Genomic DNA, 25,476 nt, shown 5'->3' with positions numbered 1-25,476 from the left:
GTGCCTCTATCAGCCGGCTGAGAGTGGCCTTTTGATAGTCTTCAACAGCGCGCGCTGGATGAGTTCGTTGCCGGCGACCAGTGAACCGGCGTTCAGCACATCCTGTCCCCCGGCGAAATCGGAGACGAAACCGCCCGCCTCGCGGATCAGCAAAATGCCGGCGGCGACATCCCAGGCCGACAGGCCGGTTTCCCAGAACCCGTCCATGCGGCCGGCGGCGACGTAGGCGAGATCGAGCGAGGCGGAGCCGAGACGGCGGACGCCAGAGACCTCGGCCATGACATTGCGCAACTCGATGAGGAAATTGCCGTGCTGGCCACGCCCGAGATGCGGCATGCCGCAGCCGATCACCGCATCGACCAGCTTGGTGCGGCCGGCGACGCGCAGCCGGCGGTCGTTCATGAAAGCGCCGCCGCCGCGCTCGGCGGTATAGAGCTCATCCATCGCCGGATTGTAGACGACGCCGGCGACGATCTGGCCCTGGCGCTCCAGCGCGATCGAAACGGCAAAGAGCGGAATGCCGTGCAGGAAATTGGTGGTGCCGTCGAGCGGGTCGACGATCCAGCGGTGCTGGCCGTCGTCGCCCTCGATCACGCCGCGTTCCTCCATCAGGAAGGCGTAGCCGGGCCGCGCCTTGGAGAGTTCGGCAAAGACGATGTCTTCGGCCTTGCGGTCGGCCTGGCTGACATAGTCGCCCGGCCCCTTCATCGAGACCTGCAGGTTCTGCACTTCGCCGAAGTCACGCGACAGCGAGCGGCCGGCCTTCATTGCGGCCTGGACCATGACATTGAGGATCGCGGAACGCGCCATTGCTGTTCTTCCTGTCGCTGCGCCTATTTGCCTTGACGCATGATCTTATCCAAAAAGTCTGCAACTCTTTGGGATCACGCCTTAGTCGGCGCGGCGCACGTAAGTGATTTCGTTGGTATCGACGATGATGCGCTCGCCCGAGCCGATGAACGGCGGCACCAGCACGCGGATGCCGTTTTCGAGTATCGCCGGCTTGTAGGACGAGGCTGCCGTCTGGCCCCTCACCACCGGGTCGGCCTCGGTGATGGTCAGCGTCACCTGGTCGGGCAGCGAAATGCCGATCGGCCTTTCGTCATAGAGCTGGACCGTCACCATCATGCCGTCCTGCAGGAAGGCGGCGCGATCGCCGACGAACTCCTTTTGCAATTCGAGCTGCTCGTAGCTTTCGGTGTCCATGAACACCAGCGCGTCGCCCTGCTCGTAGAGGAAGGAAAAATCCTTCAGATCGAGCCGGATCTGCTCGACCGTCTCGGCCGAACGGAAGCGCTCGTTGAGCTTGGTGCCGTTGATCAGGTTCTTGAGTTCGACCTGGTTGTAGGCGCCGCCCTTGCCGGGCTTGACGGTGTTGGTCCTGACCGCCACCCAAAGGCCGCCATCATGCTCGATGACGTTGCCGGGACGGATTTCGTTGCCATTGATCTTGGCCATGGTGAGGTGATCCGGAAATGAGATGATCGCCGCAAAGGGCAATTTGGCGCCTCCAAGACCACAAATCGCCAGCAGAGGCAAGGAGCGCCTTCCGATGAAGCGGGAACGAAGCTGGCCCGGCAGTGCGGCGTGGCGGCCTCAGTCCGCCCTGACAGTCGCGGTGACGGCCTCGGTCACTGCGTCGGCGACCTCTCTCAAAAGATGCAGGTGGGGCGAACGCAGCACGACAATTCGCAGCGACAGCTCGAGGCCGGGAGCGTCGACCAGGGCAATGCCCTGCGGCAGCTTTTCCCGCAGCAGCCGCCGGGGCAGCAGGCCAAGGCCTTGGCCTCGACGAACCCAGTCGATCTGCAGCGCGCCGTCCTGAATCTCGGCGCCGACCATCAACCTGTGGCCGCCCTCGGCCAGGGCAGCCGCCAGCCGCCGGCGCGCGTCGCAGGGTTCAGGGCTGAGGACCCAGGGCATGGTCTTGACGTCGGCTTGCCGGCTGGTGTTTTCGGCAGCGATGATGCCGAGGGGCTCGGTTCCGACAACGCCGTCGCCAGCTTTGGAATTGCTGCCGTCCAGGATGAAGGCGAGGTCGAGCTGTCCGCGCTTGTGCTGGTCGGCCAGCTCAAGGCTCCAGCCGCTCTTCAGACGCAGCGAAACCTTCGGAAACCGCGCCACGGCATCAGCAATAGCGGCGGCCACGGCTTTGTCGCAAAGTCCATGCGCGAGGCCGAGCCGCAGCAGGCCCTCCGGCTCCTTGCCCTTGGCGAATGATCTCAGCGCGTCGACGGCGGCGAGAATTTCCTTGCCGCGTGCCAGCACCTCTACGCCGGCCGGGGTCAGTCGCGACGGCTTTAGCCGGCGGTCGAGCAATTCCGTGCCGAGCATCTCCTCCAGCCGCTGGATCTGGCGGGTGACGGCCGGCTGCGTCAATGGCAGGCGTTGCGCCACCTTCTGAATCGAACCCTCCTCGGCAAAGAGGGCCAGTGTTTTCAGTTCTTCAAGCACGACACACCCGAACATGTCAGAGAAGCATAATTATCCTGAACATTATGAATTTGAAATCCGATGGATGGCAAGCGATTTTCCTCTGGCAGGACCCAGCTGGAAAGGAACGACGATGAAGGCGATCGAATTGCAGAGCCCGGGCGGCCTCGAGAACCTTAGAATGGTCGAGCGGCCGATGCCTCAACCGGGGCGCCAGGAGATGATTGTGAAGGTCAAGGCGACGGCGCTGAACTACCGCGATGCCGAGATCGTTCGCGGCAGCTATCACACGAAGTTTGCATTGCCGCTGGTGCCGCTGTCGGACGGCGTCGGCGAAGTCGTTGCCATCGGCGCCGAGGTCAGCCGGTTCAAGATCGGCGACCGGGTCTGCGGCACGTTCTGGCAGTGCTGGGTCGGCGGCAGTTTCGCCATGGCCGAGCCATCCGATCAACGTGGCGGCCCGATCGACGGGCTGCTCAGCGAATTTGCCCGGCTCGACGAACAGGCGGCGGTGCTGGCGCCGGCCAATCTGAGCGACCTCGAGGCGGCGACGCTGCCATGCGCCGGCGTGACGGCATGGCATGCGCTGTTTACGGAGGGCAGCGTCAAACCCGGCGACACCGTGCTTTGCCTCGGCACCGGCGGCGTTTCGCTGTTTGCGGTGCAGTTCGCCGCCGCTGCCGGGGCGCGCGTCATCGTGGCGTCGAGCAGCGACGAGAAGCTTGCACGGGCAAGCCAACTTGGCGCGCAGGATGGCGTGAATTATCGCAGCGTCCCCGATTGGGCATCGGCCGTGCTGGGATTGACGGATGGCCGCGGCGCCGACCATATCATCGAGGTTGGCGGACCGCAGAGTTTTGCACAATCGCTGAGGGCAGCGGCGCGCGGCGCCCAGATCAACGTCATCGGCTATCTCGGCGGCAGTGACGGCGCCATCAACCCGCTCGACATCTTCCGCCGGCAGGTCCGGGCGCGAGGCATACCGGTGGGCTCACGCGAATCCTTCGAGGCGATGAACCGCGCCATTGTCGTCAGCCGGTTGAGACCGGTGATCGACCGGGTCGTGCCATGGAGCCGGGCCGCCGAAGCCTTTCGGTACCTTGAACACGGCTCTCCCTTCGGCAAGGTCGTGCTCGATCATACGCAATGAGCCCGCCTGACGAGCTTGGTGCAATGAATCGCGATATCGCGGTCAGGGCAGGCGGTTGGCCCGTTGCAGCGCCTGCTGCGTCTGCTCGTCGGTCAGGCCCTGCAGGAAATCGTCCATCTCTTGGTCGATCAGCCCGGCGCGGCGGGCGACAACATACCAGGCGCCGGCGAGGATCAGATCCGGGTCGGTGCCTATGCCGTTCATGTAGAGCTTGGCGAGACGGTTCTGGGCGGCGACATTGCCGCCTTCTGCGGCCTGCTTCATCCAGTTGAAGCCGGATTTCAGGTCGCGGGCGCCGCCGCGCCCCTCGATCATCCAGGTGGCGAGATCGATCTGTGCCGTGTCGTAGTTCTGCCGCGCGGCCTGTGCCAGCAGGCCGCGGGCGCGGACATCGTCGCGCGGCTTGCCGCCGGCGCCATTGGCGTAGACCTGTGCCATCGCATATTGTGCGTCGGCAAGCCCGGTCGCGGCAGCGCGCTCGTAATAGGATACGGCTTTGGCAATACCGGCATCGCCGGGCTCCTGTTCGACCATCAGCTGCGCAAAATTGAACTGCGCCAGGCGGTTGCCGGCCTCGGCGGCGGCCTGCATCAGCGCATAGGCCTCCTTCTCGTCCTTTTTGACGTAGCGGCCGTCGAGCAGCATCAGCGCATACTGGAATTGCGATTCCGGCACGCCCTGCTCGGCGGCAAGCGCATACCACTTCGCCGCCCCTGCCGCGTCGACCGGCACGCCGAGGCCGCGCGACAGTATCTCGGCCACCAGCGTCTGTGCCGCCGGATCGCCGTTTTGAGCACGGGAGAGCGCAAGGTTGTAGGCCGTCTTGTAGAGCCCGCGCTGAAAGGCGCCGTAGGCAGCGTCGGACGGCTTTGCGCCGAAGCGGTCGGGGTTGATGGTGTCGGCCGACGGCAACGGGGTGGTAGTGGCGGGCTGCGGCAATTGTGCGGCGATCGGCTTGTCGGCAGGTTCGCTGGAATCCGGCCTGGGCTGCGGCAGCGGAACGGGTTCCGCCGCTATCGCCTGCGTCACGGCCGTTGCGAGAAAGGCGCTGAAAAGGATTTTCCGCGAGAGCACGTCAGTCCTCGAAGCGCGGCGCGGTTTCGTCGAGCAGCGCGTTGGCGGCGGCGACCGCCATCTTCGGATCGACGTCCTCGGCGAAGACGGCGCTGGACAGCGCCACGAATTCAGCGCCGGTGGCGGCGACCGCTTCCACCGAGGCAAGATCCGATCCGGCCATGACGATGCAAGGGATCTGGATCACGTCCGCCCACCATTGCCCGAGCGACAGGTTGCGCGGGTGCGGCTCAGGCTTGTTGTCGTAGCCGAAGCGGCCGAAGAAAATGTAATCAGGCCTGACCTCGCCGAGTTCCAGCGCATCGTCGCGGGTCTTGGCGCCGCCGGTGCCGACCATCATCCTGGCCTGGAAGTGTTCGATCGTTTCGGCGAGCTCGTCCTTGCCGACCTCGACATGGATGCCGTCGGCCTGGACACGGCCGGCGATGCGGGTGTCGCCGGCAATGATGACGGCAATGCCGGCCGCTTGCGCCACCGGCACGATCTGCTCGGCAAAGGCTTGGAAAGAGGCCTCGTCCATACCGTTTTCCGGCAGAATGAGCGAGGCGACGTCACCGCCGTCGAAGGCCGCGGCGATGCGCGCGGCCGGCACGTTCGGCGGCGCGATCAGCACGATACGGCAGCGGTTGGGCGGCGTTGCGTCATTCATTGGTGTTCGGTCCCGGTTATCGCCTATGCCGGGCGAAGATGGTTGCATTGCGGCATAGAGCAAAGTGCGGGGATTGAACAGGCGGCAGGGGGATCACGATTGCCGTCAATGATTCAATAGGGCTCGGCGCATGACTGCCGTTGGCCGAAATTCTCCTCGCCTGGTCGCTTGCGGCCCTACGCAGGCACCTTCGATTTCCACAGCGACCAGCCGAGATTCATGCCAGCCGCGGCGACCAGGATGGCGGCGGCGCCGACGATCTGCGCCGGATGCAGCCGATGGCCGAAGGCGACGACATCGACGAGGATGGCGACGACGGGATAGATGAAGGACAGCGATCCCTGCAGATGCGTCGGCAGCTTCTGGATGGCGCCGTACATGAGGATGTACATCAGGCCGGTATGGACGATGCCGAGTGTCGCCAGCATGACCCAGCTCCGCGCATCGACCGGAAGGTGGGTGAGATTGGCGAAGGGTGCCAGCATGAGAACGCCGACGCAGACCTGGATCAGGGCGATCAGGTGCGGCGGCGTGCCTTTGAGCTTCTTGGTGACGATAGCCGCAACGGCCCAGAAGAAAGCCGCGGCCAGCGCCATCGCAATGCCGGTAAAGTAATCCGTACCATGATCGCCTCCATCGGGCGCGGCCTGCACGATCAGCAGCATGCCGGCGAAGGCGATGCCGAGCCAGGTCAGCTTGGTCACCGTCAGCCGTTCGGAGAAGAAGAGCGCGCCAAAACCCACCAGCATGAAGGGCTGCGTGTTGTAAACGGCCGTGGCGATCGAGATCGACGCGCGGGAAAACGCGCTGAACAGCAACAGCCAGTTGATAACGATGGCAGCACCGCCGAGAGCCGCGATCGCGACGATGCGAAGCGACAGCCTGCCACGCAGCAGTCCCAGCGCCGCGCAGATGATCAGCAGCGTTACCGCCCCGAAAGCACAGCGCCAGAACACCACGTCCATGATGGGCTGGCCGGAAAGGACGACGAACCAGCCGATCGTGCCGAGGATCGCCATCGCCGCCGTCATTTCGATCGTGCCGCGTACCGTGTTGTCCATGGATGCTCCTGAAACCCGTTGAGATTTTATAATCCCACAGCGGATCGGGTCTTTCCATGACTTCTAGCCGGTGATATGCAGGACGAACCTCATTAAATTAGGTAAACATCGGCTTTTTCTTGGAATTGTAAAATGCTGGACGAGCTCGATAGAAAGCTCCTCGATATCCTGGTCAAGGATTCACGGACCTCGCTGAAGGAACTGGCGCTGCAGGTCGGGCTGTCGTCACCAAGCATTTCGGAGCGGCTTCGGCGGCTAGAGGATCGCGGCGTCATCCGCGCGTTCACCATCGACATCGATCCGCAGGCGCTCGGCTACGCCTTGCAGGCGATCGTTCGCATCCGGCCATTGCCGGGCAAGCTGCACATCGTCCAGAAGCTGATCGAGGAAATCCCGGAATTCGGCGAATGCGACAAGGTGACGGGCGATGACTGCTTCGTTGCCCGGCTGTTCGTCCGCTCGATCGGCGAGCTCGACGGGATTCTCGACCGCATCGCCGACAAGGCCGAAACCAGCACCGCCATCATCAAGGCGCAGCCGATCCGGAGACGCCCGCCGCCGCTCGACATGCCAAACATGTGACGGGTTTCGGTGGCGTGGCCCACATATTTGCGGTCGCGGCCTGACCATTTCTGGTCTATTCCAGAGTTCAACTTTCCCTCCAGCGTCCCTTCCCATGTCAGGCCTGCTCGTCGATCCCTGGTTCTATGCCGCGGCCATTCCGGCCGTCATCCTCGTCGGCCTGTCGAAAGGCGGCTTCGGCGGCGCCGTCGGTTTTGTCGGCGTGCCGTTGATGGCGCTGACCATGCCGCCGGTTCAGGCTGCCGCAATTCTTCTACCAATTCTGTGCCTGATGGACATTGTCTCGGTGTGGACGTGGTGGGGTATCTTCGACCGCAAGATGCTGGCCGACATGATGCCGGGCGCCGTGATCGGCATTGCCCTTGGCTGGCTGACGGCGGCACTTGTAACCGAAGAGATGGTGCGGCTGATCGTCGGCGCGGTTGCCCTGATCTTCGTGCTGCGCTGGCTCTATTTGCAGCTCCGCCACGGTGCCGGCCACGCGGCGGAGCCCAACCGCGTCGCCGCGGGCTTCTGGGGTACTGTTGCCGGGTTCACCAGCTTCGTCGCCCATGTCGGCGGCCCGCCTTTTCAGGTCTATGCGCTGCCGATCAGGCTCGATCCGAAGGTGCTGTCGGGCACCGCGGCGATCTTTTTCGCCGTCACCAATGCGCTGAAGCTCATCCCCTATTTCGCGCTCGGCCAGTTCGACACCACCAATTTGACCGCATCGGCGGTGCTGATGCCGCTGGCGCCGCTGTCGACCATCGCCGGCGCCTGGCTGGTGCGGCGGATGCGGCCGGAGCTGTTCTATCCCTTCACCTATGCGACCGTGGCGGTCGTCGCGGTCAAGCTTCTGTGGGACGGCATCGCCGGCCTCCTGTAAGACGGCGGCCCCATTCGGCCGCCGCCGGATTCCTTACACCTCAGGCGGCACTCGGCAGCAGCTGCCGCGTCCTGCCAAGCGCCAGGGCAATGCCGGTTGCGAGTACGAGCGCCATGCAGCCCAGAATGGTGATGTCGTGCAGCGTCGGCTTCAGCACCATGTCCGCGATGATCACCAGCATCACCGAATAGTCGAAGCGCGCGGCGCTGAGGACGCGCTGGCCCTGGGCAAGCACTGCCGGCGTCACGCCATCCTTGGCGATCATGCCTGCCATGCGGTCGGCAGTCGGCTTGAAGATGAACATGCCGATGCAGAAGGTCGTCGCATAACCGGCAAGGCCGATCAGCACCCACAGATCGGAAAAGCCGACCCAGAAGCCGCACATGATGAGGCCGAAAAGCAATGTCAGCATCGACATCGGCGCGAAGAACCGGTTGCCGAGCTCGCCGGTGGCGCGCATCGCCTGCAGCATGCCTTCGACGTTGCCAGCGCGGTCGGCGCGTACCGCGAGCAGCATCAGCGTGAAGCCGCCGCCGACCCAGAGGAACGCCGAGACGATGTGCAGAAATTTAACGGCCGAGTACCAGTCCATTGTTCGCTCCTTGAGAGATTGTCATGATTGCCGGAGCGCAAGGTTTGCTCCGCCTCGTTGCGAGGAACGGGCGTTTAGCGCGGCGCCTGTTTCGGAACGATGTCGCGCGCAGTGCCGTTTTGTTTCGGTAAGCCGGTCACCATTTGGAGGAAACCATGGCGCAAGCGTCGCCCCTACTTTCCAGGCGGTGGTGTGAACGGCGCCGTGGCCAGTCAGCTGTGCTGTTACGGCACAGTTGCTGGGCGCTTGATCGAAAAATATGCCCCGCGTTAAGGCTTCGTTAAGCTTTACAGGCGTTTACTATGTCCATCCAGTGATCTGGATTCTTACCGAGTGGTTGGAGCCACTTTGTTTGACGCCTCCCTGTTAAACTCCTGAGAGCCGCCTTATCCGCGGCTCTTTTTTTGTGCGCCGGCATGGGCGTCCTTCCGGCTAAATGCGGCCGTTAACCGTTTGTTAAACATGTGCTTGCCTTCGCTGGCAGCGAAGCGCATTTTCAAGCTTCAGTCGTTTAGGCTGCCGGATATGGCGGCCAAGAGCCGAATCGGCCGGCTGTCAGGCAAGTGCAGGGGCGTAGCGATGAACGAGCCTTCGAAGGCGAGCGCGAAAACCATCAAGCTGGCGGAGCGCCGGGTTTTCTCCCAATCCTTCAAGCCGCTCTATCAGGAAGGCATGGGCCTGGTCGAGCAGGCGGCCGAATATCTCGACGGCAAGGGCCGCGCCGAGGCCAAGAAGCTGTCGAGGCTGGCGGCGACGCTTTATGCGGCCGAATCGATGCGGCTGACTACCAGGCTGATGCAGGTCGCCTCGTGGCTGCTTTTGCAGCGGGCGGCGAATTCCGGCGAGATGACCCGCGATCAGGTGGCCTCAGAAAAATCCAAGGTGCGTCTCGACACCGCCTCCGCGCATGAGGAGGCGCCCGGCTGGGCCGAGCTGCCGAAGGATTTCATCGACCTCGTCAACCGTTCGCTGCGGCTGCAGGCGTTGGTGCGCCGGATGGACGAGGAGATCTATGGCGGCCTCGCCGAGGTGCCGCCGTCGAGCCGTCGCGTCAATCCGGTCTCAGACCAGATCACGCTGCTAAACACGGCTTTCGCCCGCGGCTGAGAGAACGTTTCATAATTCTACTCCGGCGACCATCTAGACTAACCGCGAAGGGATGGGCTCGCGATCATCAGGCGGGGAGAATCACGCAGCAGCAGGCGCGATCCGACCTCCACGATAGACCTGATCGCTGGGAGCAGCTCCTGCCCCAATGACGTCAGCTCATACTCCACGGTCGGCGGCGATGTCGGCATCACGTGGCGTGCGAGGACGCCACGCTCCTCGAGATCGCGCAACCTGCCGGTCAGCACCTTCGCCGAAATGGCTGGGATATCGCGGCGCAATTCGGAGAACCGGCGCGGGCCGTCGCTCAAGGACCAGAGCACCTCGGGTGTCCAGCACCCGCCAAGCAGCGCCATGCACCTCGACATTGGGCAGCCGGGAAGCGCCTTCACCTTCGTTCGCATCCTGAGGACCATCGCGCATCTTCCATGGGAGTTTCCAGTTGGTTACCGGAAAATGATGGTAACTACAAGATACGTGGTTTCCGATGGTAACGAGAGCCGCTATCTGAGGCTCTCAATCCATCCAACCACGAAATGGACAGAACGATGTACGCAATAACTGGAGCAACAGGACAGCTTGGCCGTCTCGTGATCGACGCACTGCTGAAGACAGTTCCGGCCAGCCGGATCGTTGCGGCGGTTCGTGATCCGGCAAAGGCCAGCGATCTTGTCCAACGCGGCGTAGTCGTGCGGGAGGCGGACTATAATCGTCCCGACACGCTCCCGATGGCGCTGGCCGGCGTCGATAGACTGCTGCTGATTTCCTCGACCGAAGTCAGCGGCCGCTTGCCGCAGCATCGGTCAGTGATCAAGGCCGCCCAACGGGTGGGGTTTCGCTGATCGCTTACACGAGCATGCTGCATGCGGACACGTCTCCCGCGAGGCTCGCGGTCGAACATCGGCAGACGGAGGAGGTCATCGCGGCCTCCGGCCTACCCGCCGTCATCCTGCGCAACGGCTGGTACACCGAGAACCATCTGATGGCGCTCCCGGCGGCTCTGGAGCACGGCGCCTTCATCGGCGCCGCAAATGAGGGGCGCTTCTCGTCCGCGGCGCGGCAGGATTATGCCGAGGCCGCGGCCGTGGTGCTGACGAGCGAGGATCAAGCAGGGAGGACTTACGAGCTCGCCGCGGACCAAGCCTTCACGCTCGCCGAGCTTGCGGCGAAGGTCTCGCGGCAATCGGGCAAAGCGATCGCCTACAACGATCTTGCCGGGGCGGCCTATGAGGGTGTGTTGACAGGCGCCGGGCTGCCCGCCGATCTCGCCGCTATCCTGGCCGATGCCGACATTGCAGCCTCACGCGGAGCGTTGTTCGATGACGGCGGCGCCATGAGCCGGCTGATCGGTCGACCGACAACGCCACTGGAGAGCGTCGTTGCGGCAGCATTGCGCGGTTGAAACCGAGATGGCTGTCACATCCGCCAAAGGATCAGAGGACCGTCTGTCGCTCGCGCCAACAGTTATTCAAACGGCTAGACTAGCGCAGCCTTCTGCGCTTCCGGTGCTCGCGTACTTATGTACGCTCCGCTCCGGTTCTCGAAAACCACGCTATCTGTCTCGCCAGAGCGAATTCTCAAACATTCTCTAAACCAGACTCGGCTTGCTGTTTCTGGTTTGTTCACATTTCGCTGGCATCGCTGCTCGCCGGGGTTAAAGTTGACGGATGGGGGAAGCGATTCGCATCATCGGCATCGATCCAGGGCTGAGGCGCACCGGCTGGGGCATAGTCGAAAGCCTCGGCAATTCGCTTCGCTTCGTCGCTTCCGGCACGGTGCGGTCCGACGACAAGGCCGCGCTGGCGGTGCGTCTTTGCCAGTTGCATGACGGGCTCGCCGAGATCCTGCATGCCGCGATGCCGCACGAGGCGGCGGTCGAGCAAACTTTCGTCAACAAGGACGCGGCGGCGACGCTGAAACTCGGCCAGGCACGCGGCATCGCCATGCTGGTGCCGGCGCGTGCCGGCCTTGTCGTTGCCGAATATGCGCCAAACGCCGTCAAAAAGGCGGTGATCGGCGTCGGCCATGGCGACAAGAAGCAGATCCACATGATGGTCAAGGTGCTGATGCCGAAGGCGACTTTCGACAGCGACGACGCCGCCGACGCGCTGGCTATCGCCATCTGTCACGCGCATCACCGGCAGAGCATCGCCTACAGGATGGCGGCGCTGGCCGGATAAGTATGTTCTTGACTTGTTCTCCAGTGGGCAATAAGTAATACCAACGAGGTATTACCATGCGCGTTACCACCAAGGGCCAAGTGACCATCCCGAAGGAAATACGGGATCATCTGGGTATCGGCCCGGGCTCGGAGGTGGAGTTCGTCCCCACCGAGGACGGGGCTCGTGTCATAGCCGTCGACGAAAACATGTCGGAGGAGGAAGCCTCGCGCAGATTCAGCCAGATGCTCGATCGTATGGCCGGTACGCTGGATCTGGGAGGCATGACGACGGACGAATATATGGAATGGCTGAGGGGCCCACGTGAAGATCTCGACATTGATTGACACAAATGTCCTGATCGACGTTTGGGGTCCTGCCGGACGGGAGACGAAATGGTCGGCATCCGCGATTACCGCATGCCGGCGCGACGGCGCACTTGTTATCAATGCAATCGTCTGGTCCGAACTCGCGCCGTTGATTGCGACCGAACAGGCTCTTCGTCAAGCAGCCGACATGCTCAAGATGGATCGCGAATTCCTGCCGTGGGAAGCAGCCTTCCTCGCCGGTGTCACGCATTCCCGCTATCGCCGCGCCGGCGGCATTCGCGAACGAACGCTGCCGGATTTCTTTATTGGAGCCCATGCGGTTGTCGCCGGGCATCGCCTGCTGACGCGCAATGCCGCGCGCTATCGCGGCTATTTCCCGGACCTCGATATCATCTCTCCGGAAACCCACCCGGCATGATCGGCACGCTCAAATGATCGGCAAGCTAAAAGGCACGCTGGATGAGATCGACGAGGATTTCTGCATCGTCGACGTGCATGGCGTCGGCTATGTCGCCTACTGCTCGGCGCGCACGCTGGCGGCATTGCCGCGGCCGGGCGAGGCGGTCGTGCTGTTCATCGAGACCTATGTGCGCGAGGACATGCTGCGGCTCTATGGGTTCCAGTCGGTGCTGGAGCGCGAATGGTTCCGGCTGTTGATGAACAATGTGCAAGGCGTCGGCGCCAAGGTGGCGCTGGCCATCCTGTCGACGCTGGCGCCGGCCGATCTCGCCAATGCGATTGCGTTGCGCGATATCGCCATGGTCAGCCGTGCGCCGGGCGTCGGCAAGAAGGTGGCGGAGCGCATCGTCACCGAATTGAAGAACAAGGCGCCGGCCTATGCGGGCACTGCCTCCGGCACCATCGGCCTGAAGCAGGAGCTCGGCGAGGGCGTCGCCTCGGCGCCGATCACCGACGCCGTCTCGGCGCTGGTCAATCTCGGCTATTCGCGCGACACCGCCGCCAATGCGGTGGCGGCGGCGCTGAAGACGGCAGGCGAGGAGGCGGACGCGTCGAAGCTGATCCGCTTCGGGCTGAAGGAGCTGGCACGGTGAGACGTTGCCCGACAAATAAATTCCGACTAGGAACAAGAGCATGGTCGGATATGCAAGCTTGACCTCCAGGGGGCAGCTTACGATTCCAAAGAAAGTCCGGAACGAGTTGTCGCTCAAGTCAGGCGATACTGTTGCGTGGACGGTCGTGGATGGTCTCCTGATAGGAACGCCGCGCAATCTCGAATTTGCCGACCTCGCTGGATTTCTAGGCGATCCACCTGACGGGCCTGCTGCGCTGGAACAGATCGACGCGGTGGTAAGAGATGCAGTGGGCCGCCATGTTGTTGGCGAGGAGCACGGCGACGAACGAGAGGGTGCCGGGTGACGTTGATCGGTATCGATACAAACTTTTTCTTTCGGGCGGTATGCGCATGAGCCTTTCGCCACGCCTCATTGCTCCCGACAGACGCGGCGAGGACGCCGAGCAGACCTTGCGGCCGCAGACGCTTGGCGACTTCGTCGGCCAGGCGGCGGTGCGGGCCAATCTCAAAGTGTTCATCGAGGCCGCCAAGGGGCGCAGCGAAGCGCTCGACCATGTGCTGTTCGTCGGCCCGCCCGGCCTCGGCAAGACGACGCTGGCGCAAATCATGGCGCGCGAGCTCGGCGTGAATTTCCGCTCGACCTCGGGTCCGGTCATCGCCAAGGCCGGTGATCTGGCGGCGCTGCTCACCAACCTCGAAGACCGCGACGTGCTGTTCATCGATGAGATCCACCGGCTCAACCCGGCGGTCGAGGAAATCCTCTATCCGGCGATGGAGGATTTCCAGCTCGACCTGATCATCGGCGAGGGGCCGGCGGCGCGCTCGGTCAAGATCGACCTGGCCCGCTTCACGCTTGTCGCCGCCACCACCCGGCTCGGCCTGTTGACCAACCCGCTGCGCGACCGCTTCGGCATTCCGGTGCGGCTCAATTTCTACTCGGTCGAGGAACTCGAGCAGATCGTGCGGCGTGGCGCCCGCATCCTTGCCATGCCGCTCGGCGACGACGGTGCTTTGGAGATCGCCCGGAGGGCGCGCGGCACGCCGCGCATCGCCGGCCGGCTGTTGCGCCGGGTGCGCGACTTCGCCAGCGTTGCCGGCGACGGCCATGTCGACCGCAAGGTCGCCGACGAGGCGCTGACGCGGCTGGAGGTCGACGGGCTCGGCCTCGACGCGCTCGACCGCCGTTATCTGTCGATGATCGCACGGAATTTCGGCGGCGGGCCGGTCGGCATCGAGACCATCGCGGCCGGGCTTTCCGAGCCACGCGATGCCATCGAGGACATCATCGAACCCTTTCTGATCCAGCAAGGCTTCATCATGCGTACCCCGCGCGGCCGCGTGCTGGCGGCCAATGCCTGGCGGCATCTCGGCCTCGACGCGCCAAAGGACCTGGCGCAGCAGCAGATCAGCCTGTTCCAGGAAGAACCCTAAGTTCCGCTACTTATGGCTCGGTGCTGGCAGTTCCCCGGCCCAGCCCTCCAGGTCTTGATCATCGCCGGTCTATGCGCAAAACAGGTGTTGCTTGAAACAGGGCCTGTCGGGCCAAAAGGACAGCGCAATGGACGATCACGGTGAATCGGCATTGTCCGCCGGACTTTCCGGCGCGCTGACGGAATTCGGCCATCGACTGATGGCGCGGGTCTATTATGCAGACACCGATTTTTCCGGCGTCGTCTACCACGCGCGCTATCTCGAATTCTTCGAGCGCGGCCGGTCCGACTATCTGCGGCTGGCCGGCGTCCACCACACCGAGCTTGCCGACGGCAAGCATGGCGAGAAAATAGTCTGGGTGGTGCGGCGCATGGAGATCGATTTCCGCGGTTCGGCCCGCATGGATGACATCCTGACCATCGATACGCGCACCGACGAGATTTCCGGCGCCCGCATCGTCATGGCGCAGCAATTGAAGCGCGGCAGCGAAGTGCTGGTCGAGGCGCGTGTCGAAGCGGCGATCGTCGGCGAGAACGGGCGGCCGCGGCGCTTTCCCAAGGACTGGATCGCAGCCTTCATGCCCAGAACGCGCAAATAAAGGTTCAGAGGCGGACGATCCCGGAGCTCCCGGTCCAGGCCAGAATCGCGAGGCGGCCTATCAGGGCGCGGCAATGCGCCGCGCTGTACGTCCTAACCCATCCTTAACCATAACGGTCCATGAAGGGATTGGTTAAGATTGGGAGAATCCAAGCGCCTTCCTTTCACCAATATTTGCCCCGAAAAGGCCGCCAACGGTGCATTTGGGGTTATTCCGCAAGCCTAACGCGAACGGACCACAAGGGATGCCCATGGGCCAGCCGCCAGCCACGCCCGGAAAATCTTTAAGGACGTAACATGGAAAACATCGCTCTCGCCGAACCGGGCGCGCATTTATCGATTTGGGCCTTGTTCATGCAGGCCGGTTGGGTGGTCAAGCTGGTCATGATCGGGCTGCTTGGTGCCTCGATCTGGACCTGGGCGATCATCGTCGACAAGCTCGTCGCCTATGCCCGCATGCGGCTGGCGCTCAACCGCTTCGAACAGGTGTTCTGGTCGGGGCAGTCGCTGGAAGAGCTTTACCGCACGCTCGCCGACCGCAAGACGACCGGCATGAGCGCGATCTTCGTCGCCGCCATGCGCGAATGGAAGAAGAGCTTCGAGAAAGGCGCGAAATCGCCACTCGGCCTGCAGACCCGCATCGACAAAGCGATGGATCTGGCGCTGACCCGCGAGATGGAAAAGCTTGAAGGGCGGCTCGGCTTTCTCGCCACCACCGGCTCGGCGGCGCCCTTCATCGGCCTGTTTGGCACGGTTATCGGCATCATGACCTCGTTCCAGGCGATCGCCGCCTCGAAGAACACCAGCCTATCGGTGGTCGCGCCCGGCATCGCCGAAGCGCTGCTGGCGACGGCCATCGGCCTGCTCGCCGCAATCCCGGCCGTCATCGCCTACAACAAGCTGTCGTCCGACGCGAGCAAGATCGCGGTGCGCATGGAAGGGTTCGCGGATGAGTTCTCCGCCATACTCTCGCGCCAAATCGATGAAAAAGTCGCGCAGAAGGCTTGAGGAACGATCATGGGAATGTCTGTAGGCGCGGGTGGCGGAGGGCGCGGTGGTCGAGGCCACAGGCGGCGCGGCCGCCACCACGCGTTGATCTCGGAGATCAACGTCACGCCGATGGTCGACGTGATGCTGGTGCTGCTGATCATCTTCATGGTCGCGGCACCGTTGCTGACGGTCGGCGTGCCGGTCGACCTGCCGGACACGCAGGCCAAAGCGATGAACGCCGATACGCAGCCTATAACCGTGTCCATCAACTCGGCCGGTCAGATCTACCTCCAGGAAACCGAGATCCCGATCGAGGAGCTGGTGGCAAAGCTGCAGTCGATCTCGAAGACCGGCTATGACGAGCGCATTTTCATCAGGGGTGACAAGTCCACCGACTATGGCACTGCCATGAAGGTGATGGCCCGCGTCTCGGCTGCTGGCTACAAGAATATCGGCCTGGTTTCACTGCAGGAACAGGATCAGTAGACGCAAGATGAGGACCGGCCTCACCACATCGGTGATCTTGCATACGGTGGCGATTGCCTTCGGGCTGTTCACGCTGTCGGCGCCGCCCGCGATGCCTGCGTCCGATGCGGAATCGGTGTCGGTCGAGATCGTGCCGATGGAAGCGACGGCACAGGTCCTGCAAGGCGACAAGAAGTCTGTGATGCATGACAAGCCGGCGCCGCTGCCGACACAGCGTCCCGACGTCGTTCCCGATGCCCAGAAAGTCGGCGATAACAGCGTCGATACCGACAAGCCGCCGACACCTGAGCCCAAGCCCCAGCCGGTCGACATGACGGCGGCTCCGCCACCCGCGCCGACGCCGGTCGAAAAGCCCAAGCCTGAGGACGTGCCGAAGCCGAAGGAAAAGCCGAAGCCTATTCCCGCTACGGAGGTGGCGCCGGTGCCGCAGCCGAAGGAAGAGGTCAAGCCCGAACCTGTCAAGCAGACCGAGCCCAAGCCGACGCCGGCCAAGGAGCCGACGCCCACGCCGCCGCAGGACAAGACTGCCGCGATCGATCCGCAGCCCGAGGTCAAGCCGGATGCCGTCGCCGAGGCGATTGCCAAGCAACCGCCGACCGAGGAGGCGCAGCTTCCGGACTCGGCGCCGGCGCCCGAGGCTCGGCCAAAGCCGCAGCCGGCCCAGGCTGAAAGCGCGAAGGCGCCGGAGCGCAAGGACACCGACAAGCCGGTCAAGGAAGCCTCGTCCAGGCCGAAATCGGACGACAAGCAATTCAATGCCGACGAGATTTCGGCGCTGCTCGACAAGCGGAAGCCGTCCGGCGGCGGCGCCAAGCGCTCGACCCAGCAGGCATCGCTCGGCGGCGAGAAGGACCAGGGCCAGAAGCTTTCGAAATCGGAGCAGGGGGCATTGGAGGCCCAGCTTGGTGGTTGCTGGACGCTTCCGGCAGGGCTCGAGGGTTCGGAGAATTTCGTCGTCGTGGTCCGGTTTAATCTGGACGCCTCCGGCAAGCTGGATGGCCGGCCGAGCGTTGAAAAGTCGAGCGGAAACCGCCCGTTTGACGAAAGTGCAGTGCGCGCGGTTCAGAAATGCGATGTGGCCGGCTTGCAGGTTCCGGCGGGCAAGCAAGAAATCTGGTCCGACGTTCGGGTCACTTTTGACCCCAGGGAGATGCTCGGTCTTTAGGCCCGGCTCCCACAGAATCAGCGAAGAGAAGCGAGAAGACATGAAATCCATCCTCAAGCCGCTCCTGACGATCGCAGCGATGGCGCTGGGTATGACTGTTGCTGTCACCCTGCCGGCGCGGGCGCTCGTTGAGCTCAACGTCAATAAGGGCAATGTCGAGCCGTTGCCGATCGCCATCACGGACTTCCAGGGCGGCGATGCGCTCGGCGCCGAGATTTCCGGCATCGTCAGTGCCGACCTGAAACGCTCCGGCCTGTTCGCGCCGATCGACAAAAGCGCTTTCATTGAAAAGATCTCGAACCCGGATGCCACGCCGCGCTTCGAAGACTGGAAGGTGATCAATGCGCAGGCGCTGGTCACCGGCAGTGTCGGCAAGGAGGCTGACGGCCGCATTCGCGCCCAGTACCGGTTGTGGGACACGTTTGCCGGCCAGCAGATGTCGGGCGAGCAGTTCTTCGCCAACGACGCCAATACCAGGCGCGTCGCCCATATCATCGCCGACGCGATCTACGAGCGGCTGACCGGCGAGAAGGGCTATTTCGACACGCGCGTCGTCTTCATCGACGAATCCGGTGCCAAGAATGCGCGCAAGAAGCGGCTTGCCATCATGGACCAGGACGGCGCCAACGTCCGCTATCTCTCGAACGGTAAATCGATCGTGCTGACGCCGCGCTTTTCGCCGAACCGGCAGGAAATCACCTACATGTCCTATGAAAGCGGCCAGCCGCGGGTGTACCTGCTGCAGATCGAGACGGGGCAGCGCGAGCTGGTCGGCAATTTCCCCGGCATGACGTTTGCGCCGCGCTTTTCGCCGGACGGCCAGAAGGTAATCATGAGCCTGCTGCGCGATGACGGCAATTCCAACATCTTCGCCATGGATCTGAGAAGCCGCTCGACGACCAGGCTCACCAACTCGACCGCCATCGATACCTCACCCTCCTATTCGCCTGACGGCAGCAAGGTGGTGTTCACCTCGGATCGCGGCGGCCGCGCGCAGATCTATGTGATGGGCGCCGACGGCTCGGGCCAGACCCGCATCTCGTTTGGCGACGGCGTCTATTCGACGCCGGTGTGGTCGCCGCGCGGCGATCTCATCGCCTTCACCAAGCAGACCGGCGGCGAATTCCAGATCGGCGTCATGCGCACCGACGGTTCGGGTGAGCGCATCCTGTCCACCGGCTTTCAGCAGGAAGGGCCGACCTGGGCGCCCAACGGCCGGGTGCTGATGTTCTTCCGCGATTCCAATGGCGGACCAAAACTTGTTTCGGTCGATCTCACCGGCCGCAACGAACAGTCGATCCCGACGGCGAACTTCGCCTCGGATCCGGCCTGGTCGCCGCTGCTGGAGTGATGGAAGAAGAACTGAGGAATTGAAGAACTGAAGAACTGAGGAGATGGAGAAGCCGGGGCGCTACGTTGAGCGCGCGAGGGACCTGGAGGTCTACAAACGCGCCTACGCGGTTTCTCTTGAGGTGCATAGAGCCACGCTTGCTTTTCCGAAAATTGAGCAATACGCGCTAGCCGATCAATTGCGTCGCTCGAGTAAGGCAATCTGCGCCAATTTAGCTGAGGGATTTGCCAAGCAGAGCCATTCCAAAGCCGAATTCGCTCGCTTCGTTTCGATGGCGGTGGGGTCATGCAGCGAAGTGGAGACGTGGATATGTTACGCGTTCGATCTTGAATACATCACGCAGTCCCAACTCGACGCCTGGCGGCAATCTTATGCCCAAATCCATGGGATGCTCGTGAGCCTCAGAGAGAAGCTGACGTAATTCCTTTTCTTCAATTCCTCAGTTCTTCAGTTCCTCAATTCCCTCTTTTTCATGTTTTGGCCGCATTTCCGCCTACGGTCCGCGCTCATTGTCGCCCCTCGGCAGAACGGTTGCGGACGGCAGCCGAAAACCAAATTTTAACCGTGTTTCTTGAGCGTCGGTTAACCCAAACGTGGTTACTGGACGATCAATGAAATCACTCGAATTGCGAAGGAGAGGCGGCATGGGCCGTATCGCAGCACTTACCACAAACCCGGTCATGATCGCGCTGGTCGCTATGCTCGCGATCACCGGTTGCGCCTCGAAGAAGACGCCGAACAGCGCCGCCGATCTTGGCCTCAACGGCGCCGGCGCGGCAACGCCAGGGTCGGCCCAGGACTTTACCGTCAATATCGGCGACCGCATCTTCTTCGATACCGATTCGTCCTCGATCCGCGCCGATGCGCAGACGACGCTGTCGCGCCAGGCGCAGTGGCTGAACCAGTACAAGCAGTATGCCATCGTCATCGAAGGCCATGCCGACGAGCGCGGGACGCGCGAATACAATCTGGCGCTCGGCGCCCGCCGTGCTGCCGCCACACGCGACTTCCTGGTCGCCAAGGGTGTTTCGGCGCAGCGCCTGAAGACCATTTCCTACGGCAAGGAGCGTCCGGTCGCGGTTTGCGACGACATCTCCTGCTGGTCGCAGAACCGCCGCGCCGTAACCACGCTGGGCGGCGCCGGTTCTTGATCGGCATAAATGCAACACTTGGTGTGAAAGGCGGCCAAAAGGCCGCCTTTTTCATATCTGCTCGCTCCAAACAAAATTTGGCCGAAGTCTCACGTCCTGTTAAGAGCCGAGAGCGTCTGGCTAGTCCCCAGTTGACTGGTCTACTTCGAATGAGAGGCGCGCAACAATGGTTTCACGGCGAGAGGCACATGCATTTCAGATCGGTCTTGAGCGGCACGCTTGCGCTGCTGCTCGTATCAAGTATCGCGGCACTTGCTGACGGGGCAAACGGCACCGGGCCGTCATCGGAAAGCGGTTTTTCCTTCCACCTGCCGACGATCAAACTGCCCGGCATTTTCGGCGAAAAGAAAAAGCCGGATCAGGTTCAATTCGCGCAACAGGATGGCACCGGCACTCCGGCGCTGGAGGAACAGCTCCGGCAGATGAATGGCAAGATCGAGGAACTCAATTTCCAGGTCCTGCAGATGCAGGAGCAGATCCGCAAGCAGCAGGAAGACAACGAATTCCGCTTCCAGCAGTTGGAAGGCGGTCCGCAAGGCGCGCAGCAGCCGGCCGAGCAGAAGAAGTCCGAGGCGGCGCCTAGCAGCGACAGCCCCAACGGCGACAGTAACGTGGCGGAGGCGCCGGGGACGCCGGCTCCGGCCGATGCGGGCAAGGCCGCAGACGGCGACAAGAGCGTCGAGGACGTCATCGTCGAATCGCCCAACGGCGATCCCGGCAAGCTGATCCCCGGCGCGCCGCCCAAGACGTTCGGCACCATCACCGTCGACAAAAACGGCAATGTCGTCGAAGCCGACGGCAATGCCCAAGCGAATGCGCCGCAGCAGAATACGGCCCCAGCCAACGGCGCCAGCGCAGCCGGCAACAAGGCCGGTAAATCCGATGATACGGTGGTCGCGGCACTCCCGTCGACCAACGATCCGGAAGAGCTTTACCGCAATTCTTACCAGTTCATCCTGTCGGGCGACTACAGCACCGCCGAACAGGGCTTCCGCGACCATATCGCCCGTTTTCCCAAGGACGCCAAAGCGGCGGACGCGCATTACTGGCTTGGTGAATCGCTGCTCGGCCAGCAGAAATACCGCGATGCGGCCGAGACTTTCCTCGCTGCCAGCAAGGACTATCCCAAGGCCAAGAAAGCGCCAGACATGCTGCTGAAGCTCGGCGTTTCACTTGTCGGGCTGAAGCAGCGCGACGTGGCCTGTGCCACCTTCAGCGAGATCGGCAAGCGCTACCCCGATATTTCCGGCGCGCTCAAGGAGCGGGTCAAGCAGGAAAGGGCGCTCGCGGCGTGCTAGTTTTTCTGTCGCATGTCGTAGCCCCAAAACCGGGTCCACTTTTGGACGACATGCATGACGCTCGACACCGAGCCTGACCTTTCGGATTTTTCGCGGATCGACTTTTCCAACGGCGCTGTTGCGGCCGTGTCCGGCGGCAGCGACTCGACCGCCCTTCTCCTCCTCCTCAAAGCCCATTTCGACCGTAATGCTCCGGGAACGAAATTGCTGGCGGTAACGATCGATCATCAATTGCGGCCGCAAGCGGCAGCGGAAGCGCAAGCCGTGGCCAGGCTGTGCGCGGCGCGCGGCATTGCCCATCGCGTCCTCGCCTGGTCGGGGCACAAACCATCGACCGGCCTGCCCGCCGCCGCGCGCGAAGCCCGATACCGGCTGCTCGCCGAGGCCGCCGACGCGGCAGGCATCGGCCTGATCCTGACCGGTCACACCGCCGACGACCAGGCCGAGACCGTGCTGATGCGGCAAGCACGTGACGACGGGCCAGGTGAGGAGAGGCCGCGCGAGGAAGGGCGGGGCCTTGCCGGCATGGCGCCGGCAACCCTTTACGAGTGGCGGCACTGGATCGTGCGGCCGCTGCTCGGCATAAGGCGTGCTGAGCTGCGCGAATTCCTGCGACGCGAACAGGTCGCCTGGATCGAAGATCCGACCAATGCCGACACCGCTTTCGAGCGGCCGCGCGTCCGCGCAGCACTTGCCGAAGGCGATGGTGCGCCTCGCGTGGCTGAAGCGATACCGCTGGCCAGAAAGGCGGCGGCCGAGCGTGAGCAGCTGGGTCATCGCGCGGCCATGCTGATCCGCAGCTTGGCCTCCAGGCCGGCCGCCGGCCTCGTCCGCCTCGATCGGGATTTTGCGACGGCCGCCGACAGCCGGGCGGCCATTTATGCGCTGCGCATCCTGCTGGCGGCGACCGGCGGCACCGCCTTCCTTCCCGACCAGGCCCGCAGCGAAGCCCTTTTCGGCCGGTTCCGCACCGGGCCGCTTTGTGCCACATTGTCGCGGACCGTGATCGATGCCCGGCGTACCGGCATCTTTCTGCACCGCGAATTGCGGGATCTGCCGCCCGCTGTTGCGCTTTCCGGCAATGCCCTTTGGGACTGCCGCAGACGGATCACATTGGGCGACAGTTCAGGTGCATTGTTGATCGCGCCGCTGTTGGTAGCACCGCTCGGGGCGGCTCTTGCCGCAAAGCGGGCAATTGAAGGGCATGGCACGCCGGCAAGCCTTGTACGTGCCGCCTTGGCCGCCGAGCCGGCGCTATGGCAGGATGGCGAATGCCTTGGTTTGCTCGGGGAAGGCCCGGGTTTGCCCGGGGAAGGCCCGATGCCGGCGGCTGTCGCCGCATATCCGGCAGTCGCGCCCTTCGCCCGTTTCCTGCCGTCCTTCGATCTGGCGCCGGCCGATGCCGTCGCCGCGTTGCTTGGCGCGGCGCCCGTTCCAGCGGTGCCATTCGGCGGCCACAGTGCCGGCCTACCACGGGCGAAAGCTTAACCGAGACCTGCTGTTATGCTTGGCAATGGGAGACGCTCTCCCTATGTTAGGGCCAAGTTTCCTCTCACGACGCGTGTCCGCCCAGCGGCGCCAACGGGACAATTGATGAATCCGAATTATCGCAACCTCGCGCTCTGGGCGATCATAGCGGTCCTGCTCATCGCTCTCTTCAATCTTTTCCAGACGCCGCAGACGCGTGGAGCCTCGAGCGATGTTCCCTATTCGCAGTTCCTGCAGGAAGTCGCGGCGGGACGGATCAAGTCGGTGACCATCGCCGGCGCCCGTATCTCCGGCAACTACACGGACAGTTCCAACGGCTTCCAGACCTATTCGCCTGGGGACCCGTCGCTGGTTTCGCGGCTGCAGGACAAGAACGTCACCATCAATGCGCGTCCTGAATCCGACGGCTCCAATTCGCTGTTCGGCACCCTGATCTCCTGGCTGCCGATGATCCTCATCCTCGGCGTCTGGATATTCTTCATGCGCCAGATGCAGTCCGGTTCCGGCCGCGCCATGGGCTTCGGCAAGTCGAAGGCCAAGCTTTTGACCGAAGCACATGGCCGCGTCACCTTCCAGGACGTCGCCGGCGTCGACGAAGCCAAGGAAGATCTGGAAGAGATCGTCGAGTTCCTGCGCGACCCGCAGAAATTCCAGCGGCTCGGCGGCAAGATCCCACGCGGCGTGCTGCTCGTCGGTCCTCCCGGAACCGGCAAGACGCTGCTCGCCCGCTCGGTCGCGGGTGAAGCCAACGTGCCGTTCTTCACCATTTCGGGCTCGGACTTCGTCGAGATGTTCGTCGGCGTCGGCGCAAGCCGCGTCCGCGACATGTTCGACCAGGCCAAGAAGAACGCGCCTTGCATCATCTTCATCGACGAAATCGACGCGGTCGGCCGCCATCGCGGCGCCGGCCTCGGCGGCGGCAATGATGAACGCGAGCAGACGCTGAACCAGCTGCTGGTCGAGATGGATGGCTTCGAATCCAACGAAAGCATCATCCTGATCGCCGCCACCAACCGGCCAGACGTGCTCGATCCGGCGCTGCTGAGGCCGGGCCGCTTCGACCGCCAGGTGGTGGTGCCGAACCCCGACATCGTCGGCCGCGAGAAGATCCTGAAAGTGCATGTGCGCAACGTGCCGCTGGCGCCCAATGTCGACCTCAAGGTGATCGCCCGCGGCACGCCGGGCTTTTCCGGCGCCGATCTGATGAACCTGGTCAACGAATCCGCCCTGATGGCGGCGCGGCGCAACAAGCGCCTCGTCACCATGGCCGAATTCGAGGACGCCAAGGACAAGATCATGATGGGCGCCGAGCGCCGCTCGTCGGCGATGACGCAGGCCGAGAAGGAGCTGACCGCCTATCATGAGGCCGGCCATGCCATCCTGGCGCTCAACGTGCCGTCGGCCGATCCGCTGCACAAGGCGACCATCATCCCGCGCGGCCGGGCACTCGGCATGGTCATGCAGCTGCCGGAAGGCGACCGCTATTCGATGAGCTACAAATACATGATCTCGCGCCTCGCCATCATGATGGGCGGTCGTGTCGCCGAGGAGTTCAAGTTCGGCAAAGAGAACATCACCTCCGGCGCCTCCTCCGATATCGAGCAGGCGACCAAGCTGGCGCGCGCCATGGTGACGCGCTGGGGCTTCTCCGACAAGCTCGGCCATGTCGCCTATGGCGACAACCAGGAGGAGGTGTTCCTCGGCCATTCGGTGGCGCGCACGCAGAACATCTCGGAAGAGACGGCGCAGATCATCGACGCCGAAGTGCGCCGGCTGATCGACGAGGCCTATTCGACGGCAAGGTCCATCCTGACCAAGAAAAAGAAGGAATGGATCGCGCTGGCGCAGGGCCTGCTCGAATACGAGACGCTGTCCGGCGAGGAGATCAAGCAGCTGATCGCCGGCAATAAGCCCGCGCGCGACCTTGGCGACGACACGCCGCCGAGCCGCGGCTCGGCCGTGCCGAAGTCCGGCCGCCGCAAGAAGGGCCCCGAGCCCGAAGGCGGCATGGAACCCCAGCCATCAAGCTAGGCTCCGGCCCAGGACAGATCGACTTCGAAACGCCGCGGCTCTAACCGCGGCGTTTTCTCTTGGGGAATGCGACCCTTCCTGCATCGCTGGAAATTGGCGAAAGTGACGATGACGGCCAATCTCCCGCCTCGTGGGGGAGATGTCGGCAGGACAGAGAGGGGCGCGAAGGAATGGGGCCTTCTATCGTCCTCGTTGACGATTTCGGGAAGATCGACAAAGCGCGCCGGAGAATGAAGCTCGCATTTTTTTTGCCGGCGGCGCCACATTTTGTTCTGGCTTTGTGCCGGCAGGTATGCTACTAGTTTGAGTGTGGTGCCAATTGGCGCCGCCGACCCGCCCACGGAGGCGGGTTTTTTATTTCAGGCTCCTTCGACCCGACGTGGCGCGTGCTGCCGACCATCGCCCCTCTCTGTTCTTCCGGACATCTCCCCCGCACGAGGACGCACGAGGGGGA

Annotated in this window: 28 protein-coding genes and 1 pseudogene; 21 read left to right on the top strand and 8 right to left on the bottom strand. The window is 63.3% G+C overall.

The annotated features are described in order from the left end of the window. Positions 1–9 precede the first annotated feature (9 nt). The 3 genes from NKJ23_RS02645 to NKJ23_RS02635 form a co-directional block, all read right to left on the bottom strand. A complete protein-coding gene (locus NKJ23_RS02645; protein WP_023678017.1) occupies positions 10–810 on the bottom strand; it encodes an inositol monophosphatase family protein in 801 nt (266 codons plus the stop codon). A gap of 81 nt (positions 811–891) precedes the next feature. Beyond that, a complete protein-coding gene (gene efp, locus NKJ23_RS02640; protein ID WP_023678016.1) occupies positions 892–1,458 on the bottom strand; it encodes an elongation factor P in 567 nt (188 codons plus the stop codon). Between the two features lie 138 nt (positions 1,459–1,596). Then, positions 1,597–2,454 (bottom strand): LysR family transcriptional regulator, encoded by an 858-nt coding sequence (locus NKJ23_RS02635; protein WP_352677962.1) that lies wholly within the window; start codon positions 2,452–2,454, stop codon positions 1,597–1,599. Between the two features lie 112 nt (positions 2,455–2,566). On the opposite strand from NKJ23_RS02635, the gene NKJ23_RS02630 reads away from it, so the two are divergent. Continuing rightward, positions 2,567–3,583 carry a zinc-dependent alcohol dehydrogenase family protein gene (locus NKJ23_RS02630; RefSeq protein ID WP_352677959.1) on the top strand — a complete coding sequence of 339 codons (1,017 nt, stop codon included), beginning with the start codon at positions 2,567–2,569 and terminating at the stop codon, positions 3,581–3,583. Positions 3,584–3,625: 42 nt separating this feature from the next. Here the strand turns inward: NKJ23_RS02630 and NKJ23_RS02625 are convergent, their stop codons facing one another. The 3 genes from NKJ23_RS02625 to NKJ23_RS02615 form a co-directional block, all read right to left on the bottom strand. Further along, positions 3,626–4,657 carry a tetratricopeptide repeat protein gene (locus tag NKJ23_RS02625; RefSeq protein ID WP_352450838.1) on the bottom strand — a complete coding sequence of 344 codons (1,032 nt, stop codon included), beginning with the start codon at positions 4,655–4,657 and terminating at the stop codon, positions 3,626–3,628. Position 4,658: 1 nt separating this feature from the next. Then, complete coding sequence (locus NKJ23_RS02620) at positions 4,659–5,306, bottom strand: thiamine phosphate synthase (RefSeq protein WP_352677957.1); 648 nt, start codon at positions 5,304–5,306, stop codon at positions 4,659–4,661. 176 nt (positions 5,307–5,482) lie between these two features. After that, on the bottom strand, positions 5,483–6,367 hold the full coding sequence (locus NKJ23_RS02615) for a DMT family transporter (RefSeq protein ID WP_352644564.1): 885 nt from the start codon (positions 6,365–6,367) through the stop codon (positions 5,483–5,485). A 132-nt stretch (positions 6,368–6,499) separates the two neighbouring features. Between NKJ23_RS02615 and NKJ23_RS02610 the strand changes: the two genes are divergently transcribed. Next, on the top strand, positions 6,500–6,949 hold the full coding sequence (locus tag NKJ23_RS02610; protein WP_352677954.1) for an Lrp/AsnC family transcriptional regulator: 450 nt from the start codon (positions 6,500–6,502) through the stop codon (positions 6,947–6,949). A gap of 94 nt (positions 6,950–7,043) precedes the next feature. After that, the gene (locus NKJ23_RS02605; RefSeq protein WP_352450835.1) at positions 7,044–7,814 is read left to right on the top strand and encodes a sulfite exporter TauE/SafE family protein; all 771 of its coding nucleotides are present in this window, start codon (positions 7,044–7,046) and stop codon (positions 7,812–7,814) included. A gap of 40 nt (positions 7,815–7,854) precedes the next feature. On the opposite strand, the gene NKJ23_RS02600 is transcribed toward NKJ23_RS02605, so the two are convergent. Continuing rightward, complete coding sequence (locus NKJ23_RS02600) at positions 7,855–8,406, bottom strand: DUF2269 family protein (protein ID WP_352677951.1); 552 nt, start codon at positions 8,404–8,406, stop codon at positions 7,855–7,857. Between the two features lie 579 nt (positions 8,407–8,985). On the opposite strand from NKJ23_RS02600, the gene rcdA reads away from it, so the two are divergent. Further along, positions 8,986–9,513: a protease adaptor protein RcdA gene (gene rcdA / locus NKJ23_RS02595; protein WP_352569592.1), complete on the top strand. Its 528-nt coding sequence runs from the start codon at positions 8,986–8,988 to the stop codon at positions 9,511–9,513. Between the two features lie 38 nt (positions 9,514–9,551). Here the strand turns inward: rcdA and NKJ23_RS02590 are convergent, their stop codons facing one another. Beyond that, positions 9,552–9,869: a winged helix-turn-helix transcriptional regulator gene (locus NKJ23_RS02590; RefSeq protein ID WP_245274745.1), complete on the bottom strand. Its 318-nt coding sequence runs from the start codon at positions 9,867–9,869 to the stop codon at positions 9,552–9,554. Positions 9,870–10,049: 180 nt separating this feature from the next. Between NKJ23_RS02590 and NKJ23_RS02585 the strand changes: the two are divergent. The 17 genes and pseudogenes from NKJ23_RS02585 (at position 10,050) to ftsH (ending at position 25,022) form a co-directional block, all read left to right on the top strand. Beyond that, a pseudogene (locus NKJ23_RS02585) lies at positions 10,050–10,915 on the top strand (SDR family oxidoreductase). A 265-nt stretch (positions 10,916–11,180) separates the two neighbouring features. Further along, positions 11,181–11,693, top strand: a complete 513-nt coding sequence (gene ruvC / locus NKJ23_RS02580) for a crossover junction endodeoxyribonuclease RuvC (protein WP_023678004.1) — start codon at positions 11,181–11,183, stop codon at positions 11,691–11,693. Between the two features lie 56 nt (positions 11,694–11,749). Beyond that, entirely contained in the window at positions 11,750–12,019 is a 270-nt protein-coding gene (locus tag NKJ23_RS02575) for an AbrB/MazE/SpoVT family DNA-binding domain-containing protein (protein ID WP_023678003.1), read from the top strand. Beyond that, a complete protein-coding gene (locus NKJ23_RS02570; RefSeq protein WP_023678002.1) occupies positions 11,997–12,419 on the top strand; it encodes a type II toxin-antitoxin system VapC family toxin in 423 nt (140 codons plus the stop codon). Before NKJ23_RS02575 ends, NKJ23_RS02570 begins: the two co-directional genes overlap by 23 nt. Before the next feature lie 13 nt (positions 12,420–12,432). Further along, complete coding sequence (ruvA, locus tag NKJ23_RS02565; RefSeq protein WP_023678001.1) at positions 12,433–13,053, top strand: Holliday junction branch migration protein RuvA; 621 nt, start codon at positions 12,433–12,435, stop codon at positions 13,051–13,053. A gap of 40 nt (positions 13,054–13,093) precedes the next feature. Further along, entirely contained in the window at positions 13,094–13,378 is a 285-nt protein-coding gene (locus NKJ23_RS02560) for an AbrB/MazE/SpoVT family DNA-binding domain-containing protein (protein WP_023678000.1), read from the top strand. A gap of 46 nt (positions 13,379–13,424) precedes the next feature. Beyond that, positions 13,425–14,465 (top strand): Holliday junction branch migration DNA helicase RuvB, encoded by a 1,041-nt coding sequence (ruvB, locus tag NKJ23_RS02555; RefSeq protein WP_023677999.1) that lies wholly within the window; start codon positions 13,425–13,427, stop codon positions 14,463–14,465. A gap of 127 nt (positions 14,466–14,592) precedes the next feature. Continuing rightward, a complete protein-coding gene (ybgC, locus tag NKJ23_RS02550; protein WP_023677998.1) occupies positions 14,593–15,063 on the top strand; it encodes a tol-pal system-associated acyl-CoA thioesterase in 471 nt (156 codons plus the stop codon). 296 nt (positions 15,064–15,359) lie between these two features. After that, positions 15,360–16,070 (top strand): protein TolQ, encoded by a 711-nt coding sequence (gene tolQ / locus NKJ23_RS02545; protein ID WP_023677997.1) that lies wholly within the window; start codon positions 15,360–15,362, stop codon positions 16,068–16,070. A 9-nt stretch (positions 16,071–16,079) separates the two neighbouring features. Continuing rightward, positions 16,080–16,538, top strand: a complete 459-nt coding sequence (tolR, locus tag NKJ23_RS02540; RefSeq protein WP_352677947.1) for a protein TolR — start codon at positions 16,080–16,082, stop codon at positions 16,536–16,538. Between the two features lie 7 nt (positions 16,539–16,545). After that, the gene (gene tolA / locus NKJ23_RS02535) at positions 16,546–17,703 is read left to right on the top strand and encodes a cell envelope integrity protein TolA (protein ID WP_352677944.1); all 1,158 of its coding nucleotides are present in this window, start codon (positions 16,546–16,548) and stop codon (positions 17,701–17,703) included. A gap of 79 nt (positions 17,704–17,782) precedes the next feature. Further along, positions 17,783–19,054, top strand: a complete 1,272-nt coding sequence (gene tolB / locus NKJ23_RS02530; protein WP_245274748.1) for a Tol-Pal system beta propeller repeat protein TolB — start codon at positions 17,783–17,785, stop codon at positions 19,052–19,054. Between the two features lie 43 nt (positions 19,055–19,097). Further along, positions 19,098–19,475, top strand: coding sequence for a four helix bundle protein (locus tag NKJ23_RS02525; protein WP_352450823.1), 378 nt, complete (start codon positions 19,098–19,100; stop codon positions 19,473–19,475). A 223-nt stretch (positions 19,476–19,698) separates the two neighbouring features. After that, on the top strand, positions 19,699–20,205 hold the full coding sequence (gene pal / locus NKJ23_RS02520) for a peptidoglycan-associated lipoprotein Pal (RefSeq protein ID WP_023677992.1): 507 nt from the start codon (positions 19,699–19,701) through the stop codon (positions 20,203–20,205). Between the two features lie 188 nt (positions 20,206–20,393). Continuing rightward, positions 20,394–21,503, top strand: a complete 1,110-nt coding sequence (ybgF, locus tag NKJ23_RS02515) for a tol-pal system protein YbgF (protein ID WP_352677940.1) — start codon at positions 20,394–20,396, stop codon at positions 21,501–21,503. 54 nt (positions 21,504–21,557) lie between these two features. After that, positions 21,558–22,991 (top strand): tRNA lysidine(34) synthetase TilS, encoded by a 1,434-nt coding sequence (tilS, locus tag NKJ23_RS02510; protein ID WP_352677938.1) that lies wholly within the window; start codon positions 21,558–21,560, stop codon positions 22,989–22,991. Between the two features lie 105 nt (positions 22,992–23,096). Continuing rightward, positions 23,097–25,022: an ATP-dependent zinc metalloprotease FtsH gene (ftsH, locus tag NKJ23_RS02505; protein WP_023677989.1), complete on the top strand. Its 1,926-nt coding sequence runs from the start codon at positions 23,097–23,099 to the stop codon at positions 25,020–25,022. Positions 25,023–25,476 lie beyond the last annotated feature (454 nt).

Origin of the sequence: Mesorhizobium sp. M0184 (assembly GCF_040322215.1) — a bacterium.
Lineage (GTDB): Bacteria > Pseudomonadota > Alphaproteobacteria > Rhizobiales > Rhizobiaceae > Mesorhizobium.
The sequence above is the reverse complement of the archived record's forward strand: the minus strand, read 5'-3'. Positions and strand labels throughout refer to the sequence as shown.